Here is a 24,623-nt window from a genome sequence, read left to right as displayed (position 1 = left end):
TCACCCCGTTTCATGCCCCGCCCCGCCGGACGCGATAATTGCGCTGGGCCGCGGCATGAGGGAAAGCTCGGACGTCCTAGTACCTGTAGCGGCGTGAGCGCGGTCCGTCACACACAACCGGTGAAGGACAAGAACTCATGACCACGCCCACGACACCGTTGCCCACGCTCGCGCTGAAGCCGTCGTCGAATCCGCTGTCCGACGCGAAGCGCGAGGCGATCCTGGCCGCCCCCGGCTTCGGCCGCCACTTCACCGACAACATGGTGACCATCAGGTGGACGGAGGGCCGGGGCTGGCACGACGCGCAGCTCGTCCCGTACGGCCCGCTCTCCCTCGACCCGGCAAACATGACGCTGCACTACGCGCAGGAGATCTTCGAGGGGCTCAAGGCCTACCGCCGCCCCGACGGCACCGTCGCCACCTTCCGGCCCGAGGCCAACGCCCGGCGCTTCCAGACGTCCGCCCGCCGGCTGGCGATGCCGGAGCTGCCGGTCGAGACGTTCATCGAGGCGTGCGACGCGCTGGTCCAGCAGGACGAGGCGTGGGTCCCGCCGCACGGCGGTGAGTCGTCGCTGTATCTGCGGCCGTTCATGATCGCGGCCGAGGTCGGCCTCGGGGTGCGGCCCGCGAACGAGTACCTGTTCCTGGTCATCGCCTCCCCGGCCGGCGCGTACTTCCCCGGCGGCGTGAAGCCCGTCTCCATCTGGCTCTCCGAGAACCGGGTGCGCGCCGTTCCGGGCGGCATGGGCGACGCCAAGACCGGCGGCAACTACGCGGCGTCCCTGCTCGCGCAGGCCGAGGCGGCGGCGGAGGGCTGCGACCAGGTCGCCTACCTGGACGCCGTGGAGCACAAGTGGGTCGAGGAACTGGGCGGGATGAACCTGTACTTCGTGTACGGGGACAAGATCGTCACTCCCGAGCTCACCGGCTCGCTGCTCGCCGGGATCACCCGCGACTCGCTGCTGAGACTGGCCGGCGACCTCGGCTACACCTCGCAGGAGCGCCGGATCTCCATCGACGAGTGGCGGCGCGACACGGAGAACGGCACCCTCACCGAGGTCTTCGCGTGCGGTACGGCCGCCGTCATCACCCCGGTCGGGCTCGTCAGGTCGGCCAGCGGCGAGTGGACGCACTCGGGCGGGGAGTCGGGCGCGGTCACGTCGAAGCTGCGCGAGGCTCTGCTCGACATCCAGACGGGACGGGCCGAGGACGTCCACGGGTGGATGCACCAGGTGGGCTGACGCGGAGCCCGTAACTCCACCGATGACAGATGCGGGACATCTCTCGCCGAAGAGATGTCCCGCATCGGTGCCTCGGTCCGCTCCGTGCGCACCGCCGTGCCGGGATTCGCTGTGTGACCCACCGGCAACCCCGTGTGCCCGCATCAGGTACAACGGACGGGTGACACCCACCGCGCGCCGCCGCAACGCCGCTCCGCCCCGCGAGGCCGTGCTCGCCGCCGCCATGGACACCATCGCCGGGGGCGGGCTCGACGGGCTCACCATGGCGGGGCTCGGACGTGACGTCGGGATGAGCAGCGGGCACCTCCTCTACTACTTCCGTACGAAGGACGAGCTGCTGCTCCAGACCCTGGAGTGGAGCGAGGCCCGCCGCGGCGCCGAGCGCCGGGGCCTGCTGTCCCGGCAGGCCACGGTGCGGGAGCGGCTGGACGCGTACGTCGACCTGTACGTCCCCGCCGGACACCGCGATCCGCACTGGACGCTCTGGCTGGAGGTCTGGAACCGCTCGCAGGACGCCGACGACGACGCCCGCGCCCGGCAGGCGGCGATCGAGCGGTCCTGGCACCGGGACCTGGTGGCGCTGCTCGCCGAGGGGATATCGCACGGCGAACTGCGGGCGGTCGACCCCGACAGATTCGCCGCCAGGCTGCGCGCGCTGCTCGACGGCTTCAGCGTCCATGTGGTGGTCGGCATACCGGGCACCGGCAGGGCCCAAGTCCTGCGACATGTTCGCGAGTTCATCGAGGACTCGCTGCTCTGAGCCGGGCACGGAGGCGCCACTCGGCCCCGTCCCATCCCACCCGCACCGCCCACGAGGCGCACCCGCATCGCCCGCATCGTGAGACGGGGCTTCCAGCGGAGGACAAACATGCCAGAATGCTGGCGTGTTCTCGTTCGCCATGATTATGGGCAGCAGGCGCGCCGGTCCGCAGTGACCGCCACGTACCACCACGTACGAGCGGCCATCTTGCCCCAGACCCGCGCGCAGACCTCTCGCACCCGCGAGGGGTTTTTTCGTTTTCCGGCCCCACCCCGGCCGAAACGGGAAGCACGCGAAGACGGTGGCAGTGGAGCCAGACCCTCCATCACTCGACAGGAGCCACAGAGGTATGACCACAGAGCCAACGGTCACCGACGACAGTTTCCATGTCTTCGACACCACGCTGCGCGACGGAGCCCAGCGCGAAGGCATCAATCTGACGGTCGCCGACAAGCTGACCATCGCGCGGCACCTGGACGACTTCGGGGTGGGGTTCGTCGAGGGCGGCTGGCCGGGCGCCAACCCGCGGGACACCGAGTTCTTCGCCCGCGCCCGCGGCGAGATCGACTTCAAGCACGCCAAGCTCGTCGCCTTCGGCGCCACCCGCCGCCCCGGTGCCGCCGCCGCCGACGACCCACAGGTCAGGGCCCTGCTTGAGTCCGGCGCCCCGGTGATCACGCTGGTCGCCAAATCGCACGACCGGCACGTCGAGCTCGCGCTCCGCACGACTCTCGAAGAGAACCTGGCGATGGTCGCCGACACCGTCTCCCACCTGTGTGAACAGGGCAGACGCGTCTTCGTCGACTGCGAGCACTTCTTCGACGGATACCGCGCCAACGCCGAGTACGCCAAGGCCGTCGTCAGGACCGCCGCCGAGGCCGGCGCGGACGTCGTCATCCTCTGTGACACCAACGGCGGCATGCTCCCCGCCCAGATCCAGGCCGTGGTCGCCACCGTGCTCGCCGACACCGGCGCCCGGCTCGGCATCCACGCCCAGGACGACACCGGCTGCGCCGTGGCCAACACCCTCGCCGCCGTCGACGCGGGCGCCACGCACGTGCAGTGCACCGCGAACGGATACGGCGAGCGCGTCGGCAACGCGAACCTCTTCCCCGTCGTCGCCGCGCTGGAGCTGAAGTACGGCAAGCAGGTCCTGCCGCCGGGCGCGCTGGCCGAGATGACCCGGATCTCGCACGCCATCGCCGAGGTCGTCAATCTGACGCCCTCCACCCACCAGCCGTACGTGGGAGTCTCCGCCTTCGCGCACAAGGCCGGGCTGCACGCCTCCGCGATCAAGGTCGACCCCGACCTCTACCAGCACATCGACCCCACACAGGTCGGCAACACCATGCGGATGCTCGTCTCCGACATGGCGGGACGCGCCTCGATCGAGCTCAAGGGCAAGGAACTGGGCATCGATCTCGGTGACGACCGCGATCTGGTCGGCCGCGTCGTCGGCCGGGTCAAGGAGCGCGAGCTCAAGGGCTACACGTACGAGGCGGCCGACGCCTCCTTCGAGCTGCTGCTGCGCGAGGAGGCCGAGGGCAGGGCGCGGCGCTACTTCCGTACGGAGTCGTGGCGCGCGATCGTCGAGGACCGCCCGGACGGCTCGCACGCCAACGAGGCGACAGTGAAGATGTGGGCCAAGGGCGAGCGCATCGTCGCCACTGCCGAGGGCAACGGCCCCGTCAACGCGCTGGACCGGGCCATGCGCGTCGGCCTGGAGCGCATCTACCCCCAGCTGGCCAAGCTGGAGCTGGTGGACTACAAGGTCCGCATCCTGGAGGGCAAGCACGGCACCGAGTCCACGACGCGCGTGCTGATCACCACGGGCGACGGCACGGCGGAGTGGTCGACGGTGGGCGTCGGGGAGAACGTGATCGCGGCGTCGTGGCAGGCCCTGGAGGACGCGTACACCTACGGGCTGCTGCGGGCGGGAGTCGAACCGGCCGAGTAGGCGACCTTCGTACCTAGGACGTACGGGGTGTCGGCGACCGCCCGGCCACCGACACCCCCTCCGTAGGAGGCAGCGCCCGCGAGAGAGCCCGCGGGCCCCGGCTACGCCTGGAGCCGCCACTTCTGGTTGGCCGCCCCGGTGCAGCTCCACAGCTGCGCCTTCGCCCCGTTCGCCGACGAATTGCCGGTGATGTCGAGGCACTTGTCGGCCGGAGCGTTCACCAGATCACCGCTGCCGGACTCGTATCTCCACTGCTGCGCCCCGGAACCGTTGCAGTCGTACAGCTGCACCTTCGCTCCGTTCGCGGTCGACCCGGACGCGACGTCCAGGCACTTGCCGAGCGAGCGCACCGTCCCGTCGCCGCCGACCGTCCAGCGCTGCGCCTGTGAGCCGTTGCAGTCCCAGAGCTGGACCGCCGTACCGTTGGCGGCGCTCCCGCCCGCGACGTCGAGGCACTTGCCGCCGAGACCGTTCAGGGTGCCGGAGGTGCCACCGCCGTCGCCGGACTGGCCGCCCGCCCAGGTGAAGGTGGCCGACGTCTTGCCGGGCAGCGAGTAAGCGAAGTTCTGGCCGCCCCAGTTGACCCGGATCTCGCGGGCCTGCGACGCCGCGTTGTACGCGATCAGCGCCTTGGAGCCGTTCGGGTTCTGCCAGGCCACGTTGGGCACGGTGGTGCTGGCGGTGGACTCGATACGGTGCGCGCCCGGCGTCACGAACTTGGTGAGGTGCCCCATCGTGTAGTACTCGATGTTGTACTTCACCTGGCCGTGCTGGGCACCGCCGTTGTTGACGGTGATCAGCCCGTCGCAGGTGCCGCAGCCGCCGTTGTGCGGACCTCGGTTCTGGTCCACGGCCAGGGACCACTTGGTCACCGACTTCGCCCAGTTACGGGTGTAGTTGATGATGTCGGACATGTCCTCGGTCTGCTGATTGCCGATCCAGGTGCCGCCCGAGTGCTCGGTCTGGAAGGCGTCCAGCTGCGGGTACTGGTTGTGCACCTGCGTCTGCTTGTTGACGTCGCCGCCGTAGCCGTGCCAGGCGATGCCGCCGAAGTTGGGGTGGTTGCGGATCGCCGCGTCGTTCACCGTCTCCGCCGCGTAGGCGTCGTACGTGTCCCAGTTCCAGTCGTGCGCCATGACCTTGGTCGGCAGGCCGGCGGCCTGGAGACCGGGCAGCAGTTCGGCCTTGGTGAAGTACGCGAGACCCGAGGCGTTCCAGCTCATGGACGGGTACGACGAGCAGCAGGTCGGCTCGTTCTGCGCCGAGACGTAGTCGATCGGAACGCCCTGATCGCGGTACGCCTGGAGGTACTTGACGAAGTAGTCGGCGTAGACGCCGTAGTTCTCCGCCTTCAGCCAGCCGCCGTTCAGCTGGCCGTTGTCCTTCATCCACGCCGGGGCGGTCCAGGGCGACGCCATCGTCGTCAGCGCCGGGTTGAGCTGCTTCGCCTGCTTCGTCAGCGGCAGCACGTCCTGGAGATCATGTGCGATCGAGAATTCCGACAGATCGGGGTCGGTCTGGCCGGCCGGCATGTCGTCGAACGTGTAACCGAACCGCGCGAGGTCGGAGCCGCCCAGCGGATTGCGGATGAACGAGAGCCCGATGCCGTCGGTCGGCGAGAACAACTTGCGCATCGTGTCGTCGCGCGTGGCCTGGGAGAGCGCCCCGCTGCCCTTCATCAGCCAGGCGGCCGTGTCCGTGAACGAGGCGCCGCCGCCGGTGAAGGTCTGGTACTTGGTGTTCTCGTTGACGGTGAGGTTCGTACCGCTGCCGCCGTTGCCCGGCTGGAAGGTGACCGGCGTCTGCGGCTGGAGGCCGCGCGTCACGGTGCGGCCGCCGCTGTCGCTGGTGGTCGTCAGCCAGATGTTCACCTGCTCGCCGGCCGCCTGCGCCGTACCCGCGGAGACGCCGGTGAGTCCGGCCGTCGTGAGCACACCGGCGAGAAGCATCCTCGTCAGCCGCCGCCGTGGGCCTCCCGGTCCGCTCCGGCCGCTCCGTCTGCTCGTGCCACTCGGTCTGATCATGGGGCGCTGCCCTTCTTTGGCAGAGGGGTGGGGGGTATTCCATGGATCGTGAGGCGAGAGTGAACTCCGATGTGAACTCCAGTCAAGGGATTGAACATTCAGAACCTGAACGCATAACCCCCTCTGGATCCCCAGGAGTCACCTCCCGAGTAATTTCGGTGTGAAGTCTTGACGACGTTGGTCTGGACCGGTTAACTCACCGCTCAAATTGGAACCGGTTCCGGTACCGGTACCGGAACCGGTTCCACCCAACGATTCGAGGCCCTCCGATGCGCGTCACCATTGCGGATGTGGCCCGCGCGGCCGGTGTCAGCAAGACGACCGTGTCCCGGGTCATCAACACCAAGGGCGAGGTCGACAGCAAAACGGCCGCGCGGGTCCGTGACGTGATCGCATCTCTTGGATACGTGCCCAGCTCGGGCGCCGTCGGACTGGCCCGCGGCAACAGCCGTACGGTCGGGATGCTGGTGCCCTCGCTGACCTGGGCGTGGATGGGCGAGGTCCTTCAGGGCGTCGTGGACACGGTGGAGGCCGCGGGCTACGGCCTGCTGCTCTTCACCTTCAACCGCGGCGCGGACTCCGTCGAGCGCTTCACGACCCAGGTCTCCGCGCGGGCCTTCGACGGACTGCTCGTCGTCGAACCCGAGAACACGCTCGACAAGATCATCGCCCTGAGTCACAAGGGGCTGCCGGTCGTGCTCATCGACGACCGCGGCAGCCACCCCGACGAATTCCCCTCCGTCGTGACCACCAATCACGAAGGAGGTGCGTCCGCCGCCCGCCATCTGCTGGCCGACGGGCGCAGCAGACCCCTGGTCATCACGGGGCCGGAGCGGTTCGGCTGCGTACGTGACCGGCTCGGCGGCTTCCGCGAGATCCTCCCGACCGACCTGGTCGCCGTGGGGGACTTCACGGAGCTGTCCGGGCGCCTCGCCGTCGAACAACTCCTCGCCGCCGGCACCCCGTTCGACTCCGTCTTCGCGCACAACGACATCAGCGCCGCGGGGGCGCTGAGAGCGTTGCGCGCGGCGGGACGGTCGGTGCCGGACGACATCGCCGTGGTCGGGTTCGACGACATTCCGATGGCCCGGCACACCGAACCGCCCCTGACCACTGTCCGCCAGCCCACCCGGCGGATGGGGGAGACGGCGGCGCGGATGCTGCTCGGGCACCTGGGAGGGACGACCGCGCCGGACGAACCGGTCGTTCTCCCCACCGAGCTGGTCGTACGGCAGTCGGCGCCGCTGGCGGGGGTGAGGTCCGGGAGCAACTCCGGTGCTTCCGTCGGGAGTTCGCCGACCGCCCATCCCGTCGGCTCGGTACCCGCGTAACGCACAGCCGCAACGCCGTAACGGTGCACAGCTCCCACCGTGCACACGCGCCACGCCGCACAGCCGCAACGTCGCACAGTCCCATCCAGGCACACCCGTAATTCAGCGCACCCGCACACCCGCACACGGCACCTGGTACCCGCACCAGAACCCGGTCCCAGGCCCACAGCCCCACGGCCCGCCGTCCCACAGAGCCGCATTCCCTTTCTGGAGTCGCCATGTCCGCACACCGCAAGCTCCGGGCGCTGGCCGCCGCCACCGTCGTGGCCGCGCTCGCCGCCGGATGTTCCTCGGCCAACTCGGATGCCAACCGGTCATCAGGCGGCGCCTCCGGCGTCCTCACCGTCGGTATGCCGAACGGCCCGCAGACCAACAACAGCAACCCGTTCCTCGGCACTTCCGCCGGCGCGTCGCTCGGCTACCGCTACATGATCTACGAGCCCCTGGTGATGACGAACCTGGTGCGTCCCAGCGAGAAGGGCAAGCCCTGGCTGGCGAGCGAGTGGAAGTGGGAGGAGAACTTCACCAAGGTCACCTTCACCATCGACGAGCGGGCCAAGTGGTCGGACGGCAAGAAGCTGACCGCCGAGGACGTGGCGTTCACCTTCGGGCTGATCAAGAAGTTCCCGGCGCTCAACGGCAACGGTGTGCCCTACGACGGCATAACCGTCGAGGGCGGCAAGGTCGTCCTCACCTTCAAGGACTCGCAGTTCGTCAACCAGAACAAGATCACCACGACGTTCGTCGTGCCGAAGCACATCTGGGAGAAGGTCAAGGACCCGGCGACCTGGCCCAACCGCGAGCCGCTCGGCTCGGGACCGTACAAGCTCAAGACGTTCACGCCGCAGACCACCACGCTCGACACCACGTCCTCCTACTGGAAGGGCAAGACGCAGGTGAAGGAGCTCCGCTTCACCTCGTACAACGACAACAGCGCGCAGACCACCGCACTGGCCAACGGCAAGGCCGAGTGGTCGTTCGTGTTCATGCCGAACTACAAGCAGCTGTACGTCGCCAAGGACCCCAAGAACAACAAGCTCTGGTTCCCCTCCGGACTCGGCATCCACGGCCTGTGGTTCAACACCACCAAGGGCCCGCTCGGTGACCCGGCGCTCCGCAAGGCGATGGCCATGGTGATCGACCGCAAGGCGATCCACATCCAGGCGCAGGCCACGCTCTACCCGGAGATCACCAACCCGACCGGCATCCCGCTGCCCGCCGGTGAGTCCTTCCTCGCCCCCGAGTACAAGGGCGTCACGATCAAGCCCGACGTCGCCGGCGCCAAGAAGGTGCTGGGCGAGGCCGGTTACAAGCTCGACGGCAGTGTCCTGAAGGACCCGGACGGCAAGGCCGTGAAGCTGACCTTCACCGACCCCGCCGGCTGGAACGACTACATCACGGGTCTGTCCATCATCAAGGACAACATCAAGCCCCTGGGCATCGAGGCGAAGGTCAAGACGCAGACCGCCGAGGCGTGGACCGCCGACGTCGGCAACGGCAACTTCGACGCCACGCTGCACTGGACCAACTCCGGTGCCACGCCGTACGACATGTACCAGAACATCATGGACGGCGCGCTGCTCCAGCCCATCGGCAAGAACGCGCCGCTCGGCAACTTCGGCCGGTTCGACAGCCCCGAGGCGACCAAGGCGCTGAAGGAGTACGCCAACGCGACGGAGGACTCCGCGCGTACGACGGCCCTCAACACCATCCAGAAGATCATGGTGGACGAGGTCCCGATGATCCCGACGGCCGCGGCGCCCATCGGGGCGGAGTACTCCACGAAGAACTGGGTGGGGTGGCCGACCGAGGCCGACCCGTACGCCCCGCCGCAGCCGACCCAGCCCAACGCGCTGGACGTCGTACTGCACCTCAAGCCCGCGAAGTAACGAGGCCGGCCGATGACCAACCACGACCGAGACCCCGCCGAGAGCGGATCCACCCGGGCCGGCGACAACGACATCGTGCTCGAAGCGCTCGGCGTCACCAAGCACTTCCCCGTCAGACGGACCGTCGGCGACCTCTTCGGCCGCCGACGCCGTACCGTCCACGCCGTCGACGACGTGTCGCTGCGCCTGCGGCGCGGCAGCGTCACGGCGCTGGTCGGGGAGTCGGGGTCGGGCAAGTCGACGGTGGCCCGGCTGCTGTCACAGCTGTATCCGCTCACCGAGGGCGAGATACGGCTCGGCGGCACCCCGGTCAAGGCTGGTCGCGGCCGGTCCTTCCGGGCGTACGTGAAACAGGTCCAGCTGATCTTCCAGGACCCGTTCGCCTCGCTCAATCCCGTGCACACCGTGCGCTACCACCTCACCCGCTCGCTGAAGATCCACGGCAAGCAGGCCACCGAGGCGCAGGCGTGCGAACTGCTGGAACGCGTCCAACTGCTGCCACCTCTTCAGTACTTGGACAAATTCCCGCACGAGCTGTCCGGCGGCCAGCGCCAGCGCGTCGCCATCGCGCGGGCGCTGGGTGCCGACCCGAAGGTGCTCCTCGCGGACGAGCCCGTCTCGATGCTCGACGTCTCGATCCGGCTCGGCGTACTCAACCTGCTGCGTGACCTCAAGGAGCGTCTGCACCTGGCGATCCTCTACATCACGCACGACATCGCGTCCGCGAGGTACTTCGCGGACACGACCCTGGTGATGTACGCCGGCCGGATCGTGGAGGGCGGCGACAGCGAGACCGTCACCCAGCAACCCGCCCACCCCTATACCCAGTTGCTGATCGCCTCGGCCCCCGACCCCGACCGGATCGCGGACGAGGAGGACCAGGAGGAGACCGGAAGCGGCGAGCCCCCTTCACTCATCTCCCCGCCGGGGGGCTGCCGCTTCCACCCCCGTTGCCCCAAGGCGATGGAGCGCTGCCGCACCGAACTGCCGCCGCGCTTCGAGCTCGACGGCGGCCAGTGGGCGGCGTGCTGGCTGTACGAGGACCGCCCCGTCACCACCGCCGTCCCCGGCGCCCCCGCGGACGGCGACGGCGCCGCCGGCACCACGGGCTCCGGCCCCACCGCGAGCACGACGGAGGTGGCGGCGAAGTGAAGTTCGTCCTCCAGCGGATCCTCTTCTACGTCATCACGGCGTGGGCGGCGATCACCATCAACTTCCTGATCCCGCGGCTGATGCCCGGCGATCCGGTCCAGGCCCTGATCGCCCGGTTCCAGGGCCAGCTCGACACCAGCGCGATCGCCTCGCTCAAGGCCCTCTTCGGCCTCGACAAGGAACGCTCGCTCTGGCAGCAGTACACCGACTACTGGGGCCAGCTCTTCCAGGGCGACCTCGGGCTCTCCTTCACCTTCTTCCCGACGCCCGTCAGCGAGGTCATCTCGCAGTCGCTGCCCTGGACGCTGGTACTGGTCGGCCTCACCACCCTGATCAGCTTTCTGCTCGGCACCGGCATCGGGGTCTACAGCGGCTGGCGGCGCGGTTCCTGGATGGACAGCCTGCTGCCCGTCACGACGTTCATCTCCTCGATCCCGTACTTCTGGCTCGGGCTCATCGCCATCGCCCTGTTCGCCGTGAAGTGGCCGATCTTCCCGGCCGCCGGCGGTTACGACAGCTCGCTGGTGCCCGCGTTCGACGTGCCGTTCATCTCCAGCGCGCTCTACCACGGCTTCCTGCCCGGCGTCACGATCGTCCTCAGCGCCATCGCCGGCTGGATCCTCGGCATGCGCAACATGATGGTGACCGTCTCGTCCGAGGACTACGTGATGGTCGCGCAGGCCAAGGGACTCTCCGAGCGCCGCGTGATGTTCTCGTACGCCGCGCGCAACGCGATCCTCCCCAACATCTCCGGCTTCGCCCTCTCGCTGGGCTTCATCGTCGGCGGCACGCTGCTGGTGGAGATGGTCTTCTCCTATCCGGGCATCGGCTATCAGCTCTTCCAGGCCGTCGGCGCCAAGGACTATCCGCTGATGCAGGGCGTCTTCCTGATCATCACGCTGTCCGTGCTCGCGGCGAACCTGCTCGCGGACCTGGTCTATCTCTTCCTCGACCCGCGCACCCGGAAGGAGGCCTGAGCCATGTCCATTCCCGCAACAGAGGTCGCCGTACTCGACGCGGCTCCGGCGCCGACGCCCTCCAAGCGAGCCAGGCTGCGCTTCCTGCGCGGAGGCAAGACCCTCACCGGGATCTCGATCCTGGGGTTCTTCACCCTGCTCGCGGTCATCGGCCCCTGGATCGCCCCGTACGACCCCGACATGATGAGCGACCAGCTGCTCCAGCCCCCGTCGGGCGACCACTGGTTCGGCACCACACAGACCGGTCAGGACGTGCTGTCGCAGATCCTCGTCGGCACCCGGGGCGTGCTCCTGGTGGGCTTCATCGCCGGATTCTTCGCCACGGTCCTGTCCGTGCTGATCGGCGTCACCTCCGGCTTCCTCGGCGGCGTCATGGACGAGATCCTCTCGGCCCTGTCCAACATCTTCCTCGTCATCCCGGCGTTGCCGCTGATCATCATCATCGCCAGCTTCGTCTCCGACGCGGGCGACCTGCTGATCGCCGCCGTGATCGCCTTCACGTCGTGGGCCTGGGGAGCGCGAGTGCTGCGCGCCCAGACGCTCTCACTGCGCAAGCGCGACTACGTCGAGGCGGCGCGGGCGACCGGCGAACCCACGTGGCGGATCATCGGCTTCGAGATCATGCCGAACCTCACCGCCGTGATCGCGTCCGGCTTCGTCGGCACCGTCATCTTCGCCGTCCTGCTGGAGATCACCCTCGCCTTCATCGGCGTCGCCGACATCTCCAACTGGAACTGGGGCACCGTCCTGTTCTGGGCGCAGTCCAACCAGGCGCTCGCGCAGGGCGCGTGGTGGTGGTTCGTCCCCGCCGGGCTCTGCATCGCACTCCTCGGCACCGCGCTCGCGCTGATCAACTTCGGTATCGACGAGTTCGTGAACCCGCGGCTGCGCACCGAGACCGGCGCCTCGCGGAAGATCCGGATGCGGGTCGGCTTCACGCCTGTGGCGCGCACGGACCGTACGAACGGGTCGGCCGACGGAGCCGACGGGGCGAACGGGGCGAACGGGTCGCGGGGCACCGGCCTCGCGAAGAGCGGCGCCAACGGCAGCGGCCCCGCCGAGGCCGCCCCGCCCGAACACACCCCCGCACGGACGCCAGACCGCACGCCCGACAAGGAGCCCCGCGCATGACGACCGGTCGCCCCGTCCTCACCATCAGCGGCCTCAATGTCGATTACGGCACCGGCCCCGGCGCGGTCCACGCGCTGCGCGACATCGACCTGACCCTGCACCGCGGCGAGGTCCTCGGCCTCGCCGGCGAGTCGGGCTCCGGCAAGTCCACGCTCGCCTACGCCGTGACCCGGCTGCTCTCCCCGCCCGGCGTGATCACCGGCGGCGACGTCCACTACCAACCGCCGGGGGACGACGCCGCCCCGGTGGACCTGCTGGCGCTCACGCCGCAGCAGTTGCGCGCCTTCCGCTGGCAGGAGCTGTCGATCGTCTTCCAGGGCGCGATGAACTCCCTCAACCCCGTGCACACGGTGCACAGTCAGCTCACCGACGTCCTCAAGGCGCACCGTCCGGCCATGAGGTCGGCCGAGCGCACCGCGCGCGCCGAGGAGTTGCTGACCCTGGTCGGCATCTCCCGCGACCGGCTCGGCGCGTTCCCGCACCAGCTCTCGGGCGGCATGCGCCAGCGCGTGATGATCGCGATGGCGCTCGCCCTGGAGCCCGAGATCGTCATCATGGACGAACCGACCACCGCGCTCGACGTAGTGATGCAGCGTCAGATCCTGCGCAAGCTCGTCGCGCTCCGTGAGGAGCTGGGCTTCTCGGTCGTCTTCATCACCCACGACATCTCGCTGCTGATCGAGTTCTCGGACCGGATCGCGATCATGTACGGCGGCCGCATCGTCGAGGAGGCGGGCGCCGCCGAGATCTACCGCGACCCACGCCACCCCTACAGCGACGGGCTGCTCCACTCCTTCCCCGCCCTGCACGGCCCCCGCAGGGAACTGACCGGCATCCCCGGCTCGCCGCCGCACCTGACGGCGATGCCGACGGGCTGCGCCTTCCATCCACGCTGCGGCAAGGCGTTCGACCCCTGCTCCGAGCACGTACCGGCGCTGTCCGCGCCGGACACCGCCCCGGACGGCGCGCCCGAACGCACCGTGGCCTGCTGGCTCCACCAGTCCCCGCCCGCCGCCTCCGCCGCGCGGTCCCCGGCGTTCGCGAAGGCCTCCGGGCCCGAGCCCGACGCCGGTGCCCCGGAACCGGCCGACGACACATCGGCGGCCCGCTCCGGCTGATCCGCTTACCGACCACCCCCGGCCACGCCTCGCGCTCCACGCGCCCCGCCCGCGCCGTGCGCTCATCGATGAACCAGGAGACCCATGAACGCCACCCCCGTCCAGGACCTCGCCCGCCCCGCCGCGGCGATCAAGGGCCTGCCCGCCGACTTCCGTTGGGGCGTCGCCACCTCCGCCTACCAGATCGAGGGAGCGGCTGCCGAGGACGGCAGGACCCCCTCGATCTGGGACACCTTCTGCCGGGTACCGGGTGCGGTGGAAGGCGGTGAGCACGGTGACGTGGCGTGCGACCACTACCACCGGATGCCGCAGGACGTGGAGCTGATCGCGGGCCTCGGCGTCGACACGTACCGCTTCTCGCTCGCCTGGCCACGCATCCAGCCCGGCGGGCGCGGGCCGGCCAACGCGAAGGGCCTGGACTTCTACAAGCGCCTCGTCGACGAGCTGCACGGCAGGAACATCACCCCCTGGATCACGCTCTACCACTGGGACCTGCCGCAGGAGTTGGAGGACGCGGGCGGCTGGCCGGCCCGTGACACCGCCTACCGCTTCGCCGACTACGCGGCGCTCGCCTACGACGCGCTCGGCGACAGCGTCAAGCACTGGACCACGCTCAACGAGCCCTGGTGCTCGGCGGTCCTCGGCTACGACGCGGGCGTCCACGCCCCCGGCCGCAAGGACTTCGGCGACTCCATCCGCGCCGTGCACCACCTCCTGCTCGGCCACGGACTCGCCTCGCGGCGCATCCGCGACGCCGCCGGCGACAACCCGCTCGAACTCGGCATCACCCTCAACCTCGGTACGGCCACGCCCGAGACCGACAGCGAGGCCGACCGCGAGGCGTGCCGCCGCGCCGACGGCCAGGGCCGGCGCCTCTACCTCGACCCGCTCGTCCACGGCCGCTACCCCGAGGACGTCGTCGCCGACCTGGCGCTGCGCGGCGCCGAACTTCCCGTCCAGGACGGCGACCTGGAGATCATCGCCGATCCGCTGGACGTCCTCGGCGTCAACTTCTACCGGGGCGCCCTGTTCTCCGGCGTCACCGAGAGCGGCTCCCCGGTGGACGACAACGGGCTGCCCGTCACCCGCGGCGTGCCCCGTGACCTGCCCCGTACCGCCATGGACTGGGAGATCACGCCGACCGAACTCACCGACCTCCTCCTGGGCGTCCAGGAGGACTACGCCATCCCCACCGTCATCACCGAGAACGGAGCGGCCTTCGACGACACCGTCGCCGCCGACGGCTCCGTCCCGGACGCGGACCGGACCGCGTACCTCGCGGACCATCTCGCTGCCGTCGCCGAGGCGCGCGCACAGGGCGCCGACGTACGCGGCTATTTCGCCTGGTCGCTGATGGACAACTTCGAGTGGGCGTACGGCTACGACAAGCGCTTCGGCATTGTCCGCGTCGACTACGACACCCAGGTCAGGACCCTCAAGGACAGCGCCAAGTGGTACCGCGACACGATCGGACTCACCCGCGAAGCGCGATAGGTCCCGACCGGACCCCGGCTCCCGCTCCCGCCCCGGCGACGGCAACCCCACGGGGCGGGGGCGGGACCCGTCCGCCCGCACGCATCGATCGCGGTAACACCCCCGTACGGACATCGCTCCATTCACCCGCTTTCCACGGAGTAGTCGATGCCCCCACGTACGTCCTTACTCGCGACCACGACCCTCGCCCTGCTCGCGCTGTCGGCGCCGCTCGCCTTCAGCGCGCCGCCGCAGCCGCGCGCCGTCCAGGCCGCCGCGGCCTGGAACACCGACCGCGCGGCGGAAGCCGTCGCGGCCAGACCGGCGGCCGTCACCACCTCCGGCACCGAGAACGCCGGCACCCCCGCCGCTGCCGCCTTCGACAACAACCCCACCACGCGGTGGGCGAGCAACTTCGCCGACAACGCCTGGATCCAGGTCGACCTCGGCAGCGTCATCCGCGTCAGCCAGGTCAAGCTCGAATGGGAAGCCGCCCACGGCAAGCAGTACGTCCTGGAGATCTCCAGGAACGGCACCGACTGGACGGACTTCTACACCGAGAACGAGGGCACCGGCGGCACCGTCACCGCGCACACGTACCCGCAGGAGGCCACCGGGCGCTACGTCCGGATGCGCGGCGTCGAGCGCGCCACCGCCTGGGGCTACTCCCTCTTCTCCTTCCAGGTCTTCGGCGGCGAACCCGCCCCCGCCTCCACCACGCGCAGCAACCTGGCGCTGAACCACCCCGCGTACGGCAACCTCTACCAGCACGCGGGCAACTCACCGGCCTTCGTCACCGACGGCGGCTGGCCGGCCGACCTCAAGGCCGACCAGTCCCGCTGGTCGAGCGACTGGAACCAGAACCGCTGGGTCGGGGTGGACCTCGGCGCGCAGTCCACGATCCAGTCCGTCGACCTGTACTGGGAGGCGGCCTACGCGGTCAACTTCGACCTCCAGGTCTCCGACGACAACCGCAACTGGCGCACCGTGTACCAGCCTTCGGCCGCACAGATCGCCGAGCGCCGGGCGAACATCAAGTCACCGGGCGACGCCGTCGGCAGGCACGACACGATCAATCTGCCGACCCCGGCGACCGGCCGCTATGTGCGGATGCTGGGCAAGGAGCGCCGCTCCTTCTACAACCCGGCGCCGTCCACGGCGCAGTTCGGCTACTCGCTGTACGAGTTCCAGGTCTGGGGCACCGGCGGCAGCGCGGCGGCGGCGTACCCCGCACTGCCGCAGAACCCGGGCGGCGCCTACCGGCAGACCTTCTTCGACGACTTCACCGGATCCGGCCTCGACCGCAACAAGTGGCGCGTGGTCCGCACCGGCCAGGAGATGGGCTCCGTCAACGGCGAGTCGCAGGCGTACGTGGACTCGCCGGACAACATCAAGACGCAGAACGGCGCGCTCGTCCTGGAGTCGAAGTACTGCAAGGGCTGCACCACGGTGCCGGGCGGCGGCACGTACGACTTCACCTCAGGCCGCGTCGACACCAACACCAAGTTCGACTTCACGTACGGCAAGGTCAGCGCCCGTATGAAGCTCCCCGTCGGCGACGGCTTCTGGCCGGCGTTCTGGCTGCTGGGCAGCGACGTCGACGACCCGTCGGTGTCCTGGCCGGGCTCGGGCGAGACGGACATCATGGAGAACGTGGGCTACGCGGACTGGACGAGCACCGCGCTGCACGGCCCCGGCTACTCGGCCGCCGGCAACGTCGGCAAGTCGCAGACCTTCCCGAACGGTGGCCGGGTCGACCAGTGGCACACCTACGCCGTCGAGTGGACGCCCGAGGGCATGGTCTTCACCGTCGACGGCCAGGTCGTACAGACCACCTCCCGGCAGAAGCTGGAGTCGACGCGCGGGCAGTGGGTCTTCGACCACAACCAGTACGTGATCCTCAACCTGGCGCTCGGCGGCGCCTACCCGGCCGGGCACAACCAGGTCACCACGCCGTACTGGGGTCTGCCCCAGTCGAGCGTCGACAGGGTCGCGCAGGGCGGGGTGAAGGCGGAGATCGACTGGGTGCGGGTGGAGCAGAAGTAGACGACCGGATGTGACGGCGCGGGACGCCGCGCCGTCCGGACCCCCATGAGTGACGCACCCGGGCCTCCCCGCCCGGGTGCGCCGCTCGTTCCGGGACCGGGAGGGCGGGACCGGGGCCACCCCGGCCGCGCCACGGCGCAGCCCCCGCCCTGCCCCGGCGCCGCCCCGTTCCGTCCTCGTTCCGTCATATTCGGCCCACTCCGGATCGTGCCGCCCTCCGGTACCGTCGGTGATATGAGGACGAGGCTGTTCACCACTCTGTCCGGGTTGCTGCTCGCCTTCTCGGGCGCCGCCGTTGTCGCGGCGCCGGGCGCGCAGGCAGCAGCCACCGGCCCCGATGCCGTGGCCGAGGCCTTCAAGAAGGGCCCGGTCTATGTCGACCCGCGCGCCTCCGACCAGCTCTCCCGGTCGGACGCCGACGCGCTGACGAAGAAGATCAAGGACGCGGACAAGCCGGTCTTCGTCGCCGTCCTGCCACAGGCCGCCGAATTCAACCCGGACAACACACTGCTGAACAGGCTCCGGGACGCGACCGGGGTGTCGGGCGTGTACGCCGTACGCCTCGGCGACAGGTTCGACGCCGCCGCCGACGCCCGCGTGCTGCCGCCGGACGCCGTCCGTTCGATCACCGACGGGGCGAAGGGCACGGGCCCCGTCGCCGCGTCGACGGAACTCAACAACTTCGTGGACCAGGCCCTCGCCGAATCGCGCGGCCAGGCTCCGGCGGGCTGGGACACGTCCTCCGGGGACGGCACCGGCGGTGGAGACGCGACGACCGGGCTGATCACGCTCGGTGGCATCGTCGTGCTGGGCGGCGCCGGTGTGTACGCGGTGCTGCGCCGCAACCGCCTCCGCAAGGAGGAGCGCGACAGGCAGGCCCTCGACAAGCTCAGGGTCGTCGTGGACGAGGACATCACCGCCTTCGGCGAGGAGCTCGACCGTCTCGACTTCCACCCGGGCGAGAAGGGCGCCGACGACGCGATGCGCGCCGACTACGAGCACGCGCTGGACGCGTACGAGAAGGCGAAGTCGCTCATGGCCGCCGCAGGGCGCCCCGAGGACGTACGCGCGGTGACGGAGGCGCTGGAGGACGGCCGGTTCTCGCTCGCGGCGCTGGCCGCGCGGCGGGAGGGCGCGCCGCTCCCGGAGCGCCGTTCGCCGTGCTTCTTCGATCCCCGGCACGGTCCCTCGGTCAAGGACGTGGACTGGTCACCGCCACCCGGCGGCGCCGTGCGCCCGATCCCCGTCTGCGCTGCCGACGCGGCGCGCCTGGAGGACGGCGACGACCCGATGACGCGGATGGTGCAGACCGAACACGGTCCGCGCCCGTACTACGACGCCGGTCCGGCGTACGGCCCCTGGGCCGGCGGTTACTTCGGCGGCGGCATCCTCCCCGGCCTGCTGGTCGGGACCCTGCTCGGCACGGCTCTGGCCACCCCCACCTACGCCGCGGACTTCGGCGGCGGTGACTACACCGGCAACGACGGCGGGTCCGGCGGTGACTGGGGCGGCGGTGGCGGCTTCGACGGCGGCGGCTTCGGCGGGGGAGGGGACTTCGGAGGCGGCGGCGGATTCGACGGAGGCGGCTTCTGACGCCCGCCCCGTACCGTTCCGCCGCCCGCGCTCCTCGTACTCCGGGCCGCCGGCCCGGACTACCTGTCCTTCGGTGCGGCCGGGTCAGGCGGCCTGGGGCTGGGTCTTGATCGCCGAGATGTCGAAGACCAGCTTCACCTTGTCACTGACCACCACGCCGCCGGTCTCCAGCGCCGCGTTCCAGGTCAGGCCCCAGTCGGAGCGCGAGATCGTGGTGCCGCCCTCGAAACCGACGCGCTCGTTGCCGTAGGGGTCCGTGGCCTTGCCGTTGAACTCGAGGTCGATGGTGAGCGGCTTGGTGACATCCTTGATGGTGAGGTCGCCGGTGATGCGGTACTCGTCGCCGCCCACCTGCTCGGCGCTCGTCGAGCGGAACGTCATCTTGGGGAAGGTCTCGGCGTCGAAGAAGTCGGCGCTGCGCAGGTGACCGTCACGGTCCGGCGCGCCGGTGTCGATGCTCTCGATCTCCACGTCGATCGACGCGGAGGAGTTCTCCGGCTTCGAGCCGTCCAGGCTCAGCGTCCCCTCGTGCTTGCCGAAGGTGCCGCGAACGTTGGTGACCATGGCGTGGCGCACCTGGAAGCTGATGCTGCTGTGCGTCGGGTCGATGGTGTATTCACCGGTCAGCGCGGCCAGCTCGGGGTTCACCTCGGTGACGGTGGCGGAGCCGGACTCGGACTTGCGGTTGAAGAGTGACATGGTTTCTCCCTGTACGCGTTTGTTTAGCCTTCAAGTACATTCACTGTAGCCCTATCTCGTTCAAATTTCAACATCTTCCGTCGATCGACTGACTCCGTCCGGAGTGGCGCGCCCCCGGACCCGCCTTCGAGCGCACATGACGGTGCCCCGTCACCCCCTCGGGAGGAGGGAGGTGACGGGGCACCGTCGGGCCGCTGCGGCCCCGGTCTCAGGAGCCGACGGACACGGTGAAGCGCACCGGGTTCCCGTCGTGCGCCGCGCCCGAGACGTCCGGCTCGCCGTCCGGCCGTACGTCGTCGTACGGGAACGCGTACCCGATCGGGGTGTTCGCGTGCAGCACCCGCGCCCAGTGGTTGGTGGACGGGTCCTTGTAGTAGTCCGCCGCGTTGGCGCCGTTCGGCTGGTCGGGGTGGGTGAGCAGCGTCGAGCGGTTGAATCCGGCCGCCAGTCGCGCGAGGAGCGCCTTCTTGTCGTCCGAGTCGCCCGGGTTGTTGGTGAAGGGGCCGTGGTTGCAGGTGAAGATGTCCTTCGAGGACGGCTTGGAGAAGGTGTGGCCGCCGGCGAAGGTGAGCGTGTCACCGCTGACCCGGCCGGCCAGCACGCCGCGGCCGCCCTGGAGGTCGATCTTGAGGTCCTCGGCGGCGTACTTCTGCCAGACCTGGTCGATGTAGCCGTCGAAGACGTCCCTGAAGGGCATCTCGTCGGGCTTGTCGAAGTACGGCGCCATCGCGTTCTGCGGCGCGATCACCCGCAGGACCTGGCCGTCGGCGCCGCGCGTGATCAGCTTGTCCCACGGCTGCCCGTCCGCCGCGGCCTGCGCGGTCAGACCGTCGGCGATCTTCTGGAGCGCGCCCTCGGGCAGCGGGGCGACCTCGTGCTTGGCGTCGCCCTCCAGCGTGATCCCGATGGGCAGCGCGGTCACCAGGTCGACGTAGCTGATGTTCGAGTACAGCTGCTGCGGGTTGAAGGTGAACTCGCAGAACGACCACGTGCGGCCGTAGTTGGGGTCACCCTCGCTCGCGAACGCCGGCTCGACCAGCGAAGGCCCCGGGTTCAGGAAGAAGTCCAGGGTGTCGTCGCGTACGAAGTAGACGCGCGCGCCGAACATCTGAGGCAGCGTCAGCGTCACCGCGGCGCCGCCCGCCGGGTTCAGCGGAATGGCGCAGTCGACCGGCAGGGGGGTGTTGGCCTCTGCGGGCGACTCTGGCTTGTACACGGTGCCGTCGGCACGGAGCAGCACCCAGCGGTCGGTGCCCTGCTCGTGGCCGGTGACGTACGCGTTGACCGAGCCGGGCAACGACTTGTTGACCAGGGCGATTTCACAGGTCTCGGCGGCGGCCGAAGCACGGGGACTGAGAGCGCTTCCCCAGGCGGGGTAGGTGAGCGCCGTGGCCGCCGCGGCCGTGCCGGTCAGAAACATTCTGCGCGATATCACGGATGTTCTCCTGAGATGTGGGGGGAACGCGGTAGGGCGCGGTACGTGGGGGGCGCGCCTCGCGTCTGCGCCCCACTCTCGCCAGGTGTCCGGGACGCGTCAAGAGTTGCGACTGAGAGCGCTCTCAAAAGTTTGGGAGTCTTCACAACCTGACGTCGGTCGCTCACCCGCGGCCATCGGCGCCGGCCCCGTCGGCGCTCCCCGGCGCCCGGTGGCGACGGTGTACCCCTGGTCGGCCACCGGCTCGCTCATCGGTCGGCCACGGCTCGACGTCCGCTCGGCGTCCGATCGACGTCCGCTCGACTTCCAGCTGACATCTGGAGGAACCTCACAAGCGCGAGGGGCTCCCGGCTGTCGAATCAGCCCGCGTTCATCCCGGTTCTGTCCAGGCCCACCAGGAATCCGGGCAGGAGACTGTGTGGAGTCGACGGCGGCTTTTTGCCTCCGATGTTCGTAGGGTCAGTACATGACCGTTGTGGACCAGACGCCGAGTGAGCCCGTCGACGCCCGTGGGCGCGTGGCCGAGCTGCACTCGCTGCGGGGGCAGGCGCTGAGCGGACCGAGCGACCGCGCGACCGAGGCGCAGCACGCCAAGGGCAAGCTGACCGCCCGCGAGCGCATCGCGCTGCTGCTCGACGAGGGCTCGTTCCGGGAGGTCGAACAGCTGCGCAGGCACCGGGCCACCGGCTTCGGCCTGGAGGCCAAGAAGCCGTACACGGACGGGGTGATCACCGGCTGGGGGACCGTCGAGGGCCGCACGGTCTTCGTGTACGCGCACGACTTCCGGATCTTCGGCGGCGCGCTGGGCGAGGCCCACGCCACCAAGATCCACAAGATCATGGACATGGCCATCTCGGCCGGTGCCCCGCTCGTCTCGCTCAACGACGGCGCGGGCGCGCGTATTCAGGAGGGCGTCTCCGCTCTCGCCGGTTACGGCGGCATCTTCCAGCGCAACACCAGGGCCTCGGGTGTCATCCCGCAGATCTCGGTGATGCTCGGCCCGTGCGCCGGCGGCGCCGCCTACAGCCCCGCCCTGACCGACTTCGTGTTCATGGTCCGTGAGACGTCGCAGATGTTCATCACCGGCCCCGACGTCGTCAAGGCGGTCACCGGCGAGGAGATCACCCAGAACGGACTCGGCGGCGCGGACGTGCACGCCGAGACCTCGGGCGTCGCGCACTTCGCGTACGACGACGAGGAGACCTGCATCGCCGAGGTCCGCTACCTCCTGGCGATGCTCCCCTCCAACAACCGCGAGAACCCGCCGACCACCGACTCGCAGGACCCGGCAGACCGCCGCTCCGACGTACTCCTGGACCTGGTCCCGGCGGACGGCAACCGCCCCTACGACATGCGCAAGGTCATCGAGGAACTCGTCGACGACGGCGACTTCCTGGAGATCCACGAGCGCTGGGCCACCAACATCATCTGCGCGCTGTCCCGGCTCGACGGCCGCGTCGTCGGCATCGTCGCCAACCAGCCGCAGTCCCTCGCCGGCGTCCTGGACATCGAGGCCTCCGAAAAAGCCGCGCGCTTCGTCCAGATGTGCGACGCCTTCAACATCCCGATCGTCACACTCCTGGACGTACCCGGCTTCCTGCCCGGCGTCGACCAGGAGCACGGCGGCATCATCCGCCACGGCGCGAAGCTGCTGTACGCGTACTGCAACGCCACCGTCCCCCGGATCTCGCTCATCCTGCGCAAGGCGTACGGGGGTGCTTACATCGTCATGGACTCCCAGTCCATCGGCGCCGACCTCACCTACGCCTGGCCCACCAACGAGATCGCGGTGATGGGCGCGGAAGGCGCCGCGAACGTCATCTTCCGCAGGCAGATCGCCGAGGCCGAGGACCCCGAGGCCATGCGCGTACGCATGGTCAAGGAGTACAAGGCCGAGCTGATGCACCCCTACTACGCCGCGGAGCGCGGTCTGGTCGACGACGTCATCGACCCGGCCGAGACCCGCGAGGTCCTCGTATCGGCCCTCGCGATGCTCCGTACGAAGCACGCCGACCTGCCGTCCCGCAAGCACGGCAACCCGCCGCAGTGAGCCCGCGCCCGCCGGACGCGGCCCCCGCGCCGCGAACGCCGCCGCCCGCCCACCGAGAAGACGGAGACACGAGCCCGATGAACATCCCCGCCGACAACTCCCTGCTCCGCGTCGAGAAGGGGCATGCCGGCCCCGAGGAACTGGCCGCCATCACCGCCGTCCTCATGGCGCGCGCCGCGGCCCGCTCCGACGCCGACGCCGCCCCGGCCCACCGAGGCCGCTCCACGGCGGGCTGGCGCCGCCTGGAGCGCACGCCGGGCTTCCGGGCCCCGCACAGCTGGCAAGGCTGAGCCCAGGCGCCCCAGCGGGCGTACAGCGCCGCGAGAGCCCCGTACTCCTCGGAGTACGGGGCTCTCGCGTTGACCGGACCCGGAATCACCGGACGTGCGACGTGCCGAACGGCTGCGGCCCCGTACTCCGAGGAGTACGGGGCCGCAGCCGTCGCCGGTCGGCTCCGGGGCCCTTGCCCGTGGCCGCACGACGAGAAGGCTCAACGAAGTCGTGCCATGAGTGCGTGTTCGACGAGGGTGATGAGTCCGCTCTTGGCGTCGGCGCGGTGGCGGGCGTCGGTGGTGATGATGGGGGTGTCGGGGCCGATCTGGAGCGCCTCGCGTACCTCGTCGGGGGTGTAGGGCTGGTGTCCGTCGAAGCCGTTGAGGGCGATGACGAAGGGGAGGCCGGAGTTCTCGAAGTAGTCGACGGCGGGGAAGCAGTCGGCGAGGCGGCGGGTGTCGACGAGGACGACGGCGCCGATGGCGCCGCGTACGAGGTCGTCCCACATGAACCAGAAGCGGTCCTGTCCGGGGGTTCCGAACAGGTAGAGGATCAGGTCCTGGTCGAGGGTGATACGGCCGAAGTCCATGGCCACGGTGGTGGTGGTCTTGTCTCCGGTGTGGGTGAGGTCGTCGATGCCGGCGGAGGCGCTGGTCATGACGGCTTCGGTACGCAGCGGGTTGATCTCCGAGACGGCGCCGACGAACGTGGTCTTGCCCACGCCGAATCCGCCCGCCACCACGATCTTCGCGCTGGTGGTTGAGCGGGCTGCACCGCCGCTAGAGCTTGCGAAGTCCACTGAGCACCCTTTCGAGCAGTGTCACATCTGGTTGGCCCCCGGCGGTCTCGTCGCCGCCGGGTTGATGAATGGCGACAAGTCCGGCCTCCGCCAGGTCGGCTACGAGGATCCGGGCGACGCCCAGGGGGATGGAGAGCAGTGCCGAAATCTCGGCGACCGATTTGATCTCGAAACAGAGCCGGCAGATCCGCTGGTGCTCGGGCAACTGCCCTTGCAGCCTTGACGGATCGGCCGTCGTGCTGACCAGTGCCTCGATGGCGAGCTGGTACCGCGGCCGCGTCCGTCCGCCGGTCATGGCGTACGGACGTACCAACGGGTTGTGCGCGGCGTACTCCGGCTCCTGATGGCGCCTCGGCTGCACCGGCTGGATGCGGGGCGGCGGCTGCCCGTACTGCGGCGGCTGCTGACCCTGCCCGTACGACGGCTGCTGACCGTACGGCTGTTGCTGCCCCTGTCCGTACGACTGCTGTTGTCCGTACGGCTGTTGAGGCTGATAAGGCTGCTGCTGCGGATGATACGGCTGCCCGCCGCCGTCCCGCCGCCCACCCTGACCGCCGTTCCCGCCCGGCGTGGAGGGGGAGTTGAAGTGGTTCCGGGCATGCTCACCCGGAACCTGTCGGCCACCTTCGTAAGGGTGTCCGCCTGGGGGTGTTGCCACCGTTGCCTCCTCCGACT

At 69.7% G+C, this 24,623-nt stretch carries 18 protein-coding genes and 1 pseudogene; 14 read left to right on the top strand and 5 right to left on the bottom strand.

The features are described 5' to 3' along the window. The first annotated feature begins 137 nt into the window (after positions 1–137). From ACFWHU_RS30480 to cimA, 3 genes are all read left to right on the top strand, one after another. The gene (locus ACFWHU_RS30480) at positions 138–1,241 is read left to right on the top strand and encodes a branched-chain amino acid aminotransferase (protein WP_385798673.1); all 1,104 of its coding nucleotides are present in this window, start codon (positions 138–140) and stop codon (positions 1,239–1,241) included. A gap of 160 nt (positions 1,242–1,401) precedes the next feature. Continuing rightward, a complete protein-coding gene (locus tag ACFWHU_RS30475; protein WP_381902082.1) occupies positions 1,402–2,001 on the top strand; it encodes a TetR/AcrR family transcriptional regulator in 600 nt (199 codons plus the stop codon). A gap of 349 nt (positions 2,002–2,350) precedes the next feature. After that, positions 2,351–3,958 (top strand): citramalate synthase, encoded by a 1,608-nt coding sequence (cimA, locus tag ACFWHU_RS30470; protein WP_385798668.1) that lies wholly within the window; start codon positions 2,351–2,353, stop codon positions 3,956–3,958. A gap of 101 nt (positions 3,959–4,059) precedes the next feature. Here the strand turns inward: cimA and ACFWHU_RS30465 are convergent, their stop codons facing one another. Continuing rightward, complete coding sequence (locus tag ACFWHU_RS30465; protein ID WP_387228733.1) at positions 4,060–5,907, bottom strand: ricin-type beta-trefoil lectin domain protein; 1,848 nt, start codon at positions 5,905–5,907, stop codon at positions 4,060–4,062. 344 nt (positions 5,908–6,251) lie between these two features. Here ACFWHU_RS30465 and ACFWHU_RS30460 point away from each other — a divergent pair. The 9 genes and pseudogenes from ACFWHU_RS30460 to ACFWHU_RS30420 all read left to right on the top strand — a co-directional run. After that, a pseudogene (locus tag ACFWHU_RS30460) lies at positions 6,252–7,226 on the top strand (LacI family DNA-binding transcriptional regulator); the annotation flags it as partial. A gap of 305 nt (positions 7,227–7,531) precedes the next feature. Next, the gene (locus tag ACFWHU_RS30455; RefSeq protein WP_387228693.1) at positions 7,532–9,202 is read left to right on the top strand and encodes an ABC transporter substrate-binding protein; all 1,671 of its coding nucleotides are present in this window, start codon (positions 7,532–7,534) and stop codon (positions 9,200–9,202) included. A 12-nt stretch (positions 9,203–9,214) separates the two neighbouring features. Beyond that, positions 9,215–10,354: an ABC transporter ATP-binding protein gene (locus ACFWHU_RS30450; protein WP_385798664.1), complete on the top strand. Its 1,140-nt coding sequence runs from the start codon at positions 9,215–9,217 to the stop codon at positions 10,352–10,354. Further along, positions 10,351–11,331 carry an ABC transporter permease gene (locus ACFWHU_RS30445; protein WP_385798662.1) on the top strand — a complete coding sequence of 327 codons (981 nt, stop codon included), beginning with the start codon at positions 10,351–10,353 and terminating at the stop codon, positions 11,329–11,331. The genes ACFWHU_RS30450 and ACFWHU_RS30445 overlap by 4 nt, the downstream gene beginning before the upstream one ends. Positions 11,332–11,334: 3 nt before the next feature. Beyond that, positions 11,335–12,462: an ABC transporter permease gene (locus tag ACFWHU_RS30440; RefSeq protein ID WP_387228691.1), complete on the top strand. Its 1,128-nt coding sequence runs from the start codon at positions 11,335–11,337 to the stop codon at positions 12,460–12,462. Then, positions 12,459–13,580: an ABC transporter ATP-binding protein gene (locus tag ACFWHU_RS30435; RefSeq protein WP_387228689.1), complete on the top strand. Its 1,122-nt coding sequence runs from the start codon at positions 12,459–12,461 to the stop codon at positions 13,578–13,580. The genes ACFWHU_RS30440 and ACFWHU_RS30435 overlap by 4 nt, the downstream gene beginning before the upstream one ends. A gap of 84 nt (positions 13,581–13,664) precedes the next feature. After that, positions 13,665–15,074, top strand: coding sequence for a GH1 family beta-glucosidase (locus ACFWHU_RS30430; protein WP_385798656.1), 1,410 nt, complete (start codon positions 13,665–13,667; stop codon positions 15,072–15,074). Positions 15,075–15,221: 147 nt separating this feature from the next. After that, positions 15,222–17,099 carry a discoidin domain-containing protein gene (locus ACFWHU_RS30425; protein ID WP_385798654.1) on the top strand — a complete coding sequence of 626 codons (1,878 nt, stop codon included), beginning with the start codon at positions 15,222–15,224 and terminating at the stop codon, positions 17,097–17,099. Between the two features lie 234 nt (positions 17,100–17,333). After that, positions 17,334–18,692 (top strand): hypothetical protein, encoded by a 1,359-nt coding sequence (locus tag ACFWHU_RS30420; RefSeq protein ID WP_385798652.1) that lies wholly within the window; start codon positions 17,334–17,336, stop codon positions 18,690–18,692. 84 nt (positions 18,693–18,776) lie between these two features. Here the strand turns inward: ACFWHU_RS30420 and ACFWHU_RS30415 are convergent, their stop codons facing one another. Then, positions 18,777–19,391 carry a YceI family protein gene (locus tag ACFWHU_RS30415; RefSeq protein WP_385798650.1) on the bottom strand — a complete coding sequence of 205 codons (615 nt, stop codon included), beginning with the start codon at positions 19,389–19,391 and terminating at the stop codon, positions 18,777–18,779. 208 nt (positions 19,392–19,599) lie between these two features. Further along, on the bottom strand, positions 19,600–20,811 hold the full coding sequence (locus ACFWHU_RS30410; protein WP_387228731.1) for a glycoside hydrolase family 64 protein: 1,212 nt from the start codon (positions 20,809–20,811) through the stop codon (positions 19,600–19,602). A 481-nt stretch (positions 20,812–21,292) separates the two neighbouring features. Between ACFWHU_RS30410 and ACFWHU_RS30405 the strand changes: the two genes are divergently transcribed. Both ACFWHU_RS30405 and ACFWHU_RS30400 read left to right on the top strand, forming a co-directional pair. Further along, positions 21,293–22,876 carry an acyl-CoA carboxylase subunit beta gene (locus tag ACFWHU_RS30405; RefSeq protein WP_385798648.1) on the top strand — a complete coding sequence of 528 codons (1,584 nt, stop codon included), beginning with the start codon at positions 21,293–21,295 and terminating at the stop codon, positions 22,874–22,876. Positions 22,877–22,953: 77 nt separating this feature from the next. Next, positions 22,954–23,166 (top strand): acyl-CoA carboxylase subunit epsilon, encoded by a 213-nt coding sequence (locus tag ACFWHU_RS30400; RefSeq protein WP_385798646.1) that lies wholly within the window; start codon positions 22,954–22,956, stop codon positions 23,164–23,166. Positions 23,167–23,366: 200 nt separating this feature from the next. On the opposite strand, the gene ACFWHU_RS30395 is transcribed toward ACFWHU_RS30400, so the two are convergent. Both ACFWHU_RS30395 and ACFWHU_RS30390 read right to left on the bottom strand, forming a co-directional pair. Next, a complete protein-coding gene (locus ACFWHU_RS30395; RefSeq protein ID WP_031229389.1) occupies positions 23,367–23,948 on the bottom strand; it encodes an ATP/GTP-binding protein in 582 nt (193 codons plus the stop codon). Continuing rightward, positions 23,929–24,606: a DUF742 domain-containing protein gene (locus ACFWHU_RS30390; RefSeq protein ID WP_355187370.1), complete on the bottom strand. Its 678-nt coding sequence runs from the start codon at positions 24,604–24,606 to the stop codon at positions 23,929–23,931. Before ACFWHU_RS30390 ends, ACFWHU_RS30395 begins: the two co-directional genes overlap by 20 nt. Between the last annotated feature and the right edge of the window lie 17 nt (positions 24,607–24,623).

It is taken from the genome of Streptomyces sp. NPDC060366 (assembly GCF_042725135.1).
Lineage (GTDB): Bacteria > Actinomycetota > Actinomycetes > Streptomycetales > Streptomycetaceae > Streptomyces.
The sequence above is the reverse complement of the archived record's forward strand: the minus strand, read 5'-3'. Positions and strand labels throughout refer to the sequence as shown.

Bases quoted from the DNA above. Each gene is read 5' to 3' on its own strand.
- ACFWHU_RS30480 (WP_385798673.1), top strand. From the start codon at position 138: ATGACCACGCCCACGACACCGTTGCCCACGCTCGCGCTGAAGCCGTCG.
- cimA (WP_385798668.1), top strand. From the start codon at position 2,351: ATGACCACAGAGCCAACGGTCACCGACGACAGTTTCCATGTCTTCGAC.
- ACFWHU_RS30465 (WP_387228733.1), bottom strand. From the start codon at position 5,907: ATGCTTCTCGCCGGTGTGCTCACGACGGCCGGACTCACCGGCGTCTCC.
- ACFWHU_RS30455 (WP_387228693.1), top strand. From the start codon at position 7,532: ATGTCCGCACACCGCAAGCTCCGGGCGCTGGCCGCCGCCACCGTCGTG.
- ACFWHU_RS30450 (WP_385798664.1), top strand. From the start codon at position 9,215: ATGACCAACCACGACCGAGACCCCGCCGAGAGCGGATCCACCCGGGCC.
- ACFWHU_RS30440 (WP_387228691.1), top strand. From the start codon at position 11,335: ATGTCCATTCCCGCAACAGAGGTCGCCGTACTCGACGCGGCTCCGGCG.
- ACFWHU_RS30435 (WP_387228689.1), top strand. From the start codon at position 12,459: ATGACGACCGGTCGCCCCGTCCTCACCATCAGCGGCCTCAATGTCGAT.
- ACFWHU_RS30430 (WP_385798656.1), top strand. From the start codon at position 13,665: ATGAACGCCACCCCCGTCCAGGACCTCGCCCGCCCCGCCGCGGCGATC.
- ACFWHU_RS30425 (WP_385798654.1), top strand. From the start codon at position 15,222: ATGCCCCCACGTACGTCCTTACTCGCGACCACGACCCTCGCCCTGCTC.
- ACFWHU_RS30420 (WP_385798652.1), top strand. From the start codon at position 17,334: ATGAGGACGAGGCTGTTCACCACTCTGTCCGGGTTGCTGCTCGCCTTC.
- ACFWHU_RS30415 (WP_385798650.1), bottom strand. From the start codon at position 19,391: ATGTCACTCTTCAACCGCAAGTCCGAGTCCGGCTCCGCCACCGTCACC.
- ACFWHU_RS30410 (WP_387228731.1), bottom strand. From the start codon at position 20,811: ATGTTTCTGACCGGCACGGCCGCGGCGGCCACGGCGCTCACCTACCCC.
- ACFWHU_RS30405 (WP_385798648.1), top strand. From the start codon at position 21,293: ATGACCGTTGTGGACCAGACGCCGAGTGAGCCCGTCGACGCCCGTGGG.
- ACFWHU_RS30400 (WP_385798646.1), top strand. From the start codon at position 22,954: ATGAACATCCCCGCCGACAACTCCCTGCTCCGCGTCGAGAAGGGGCAT.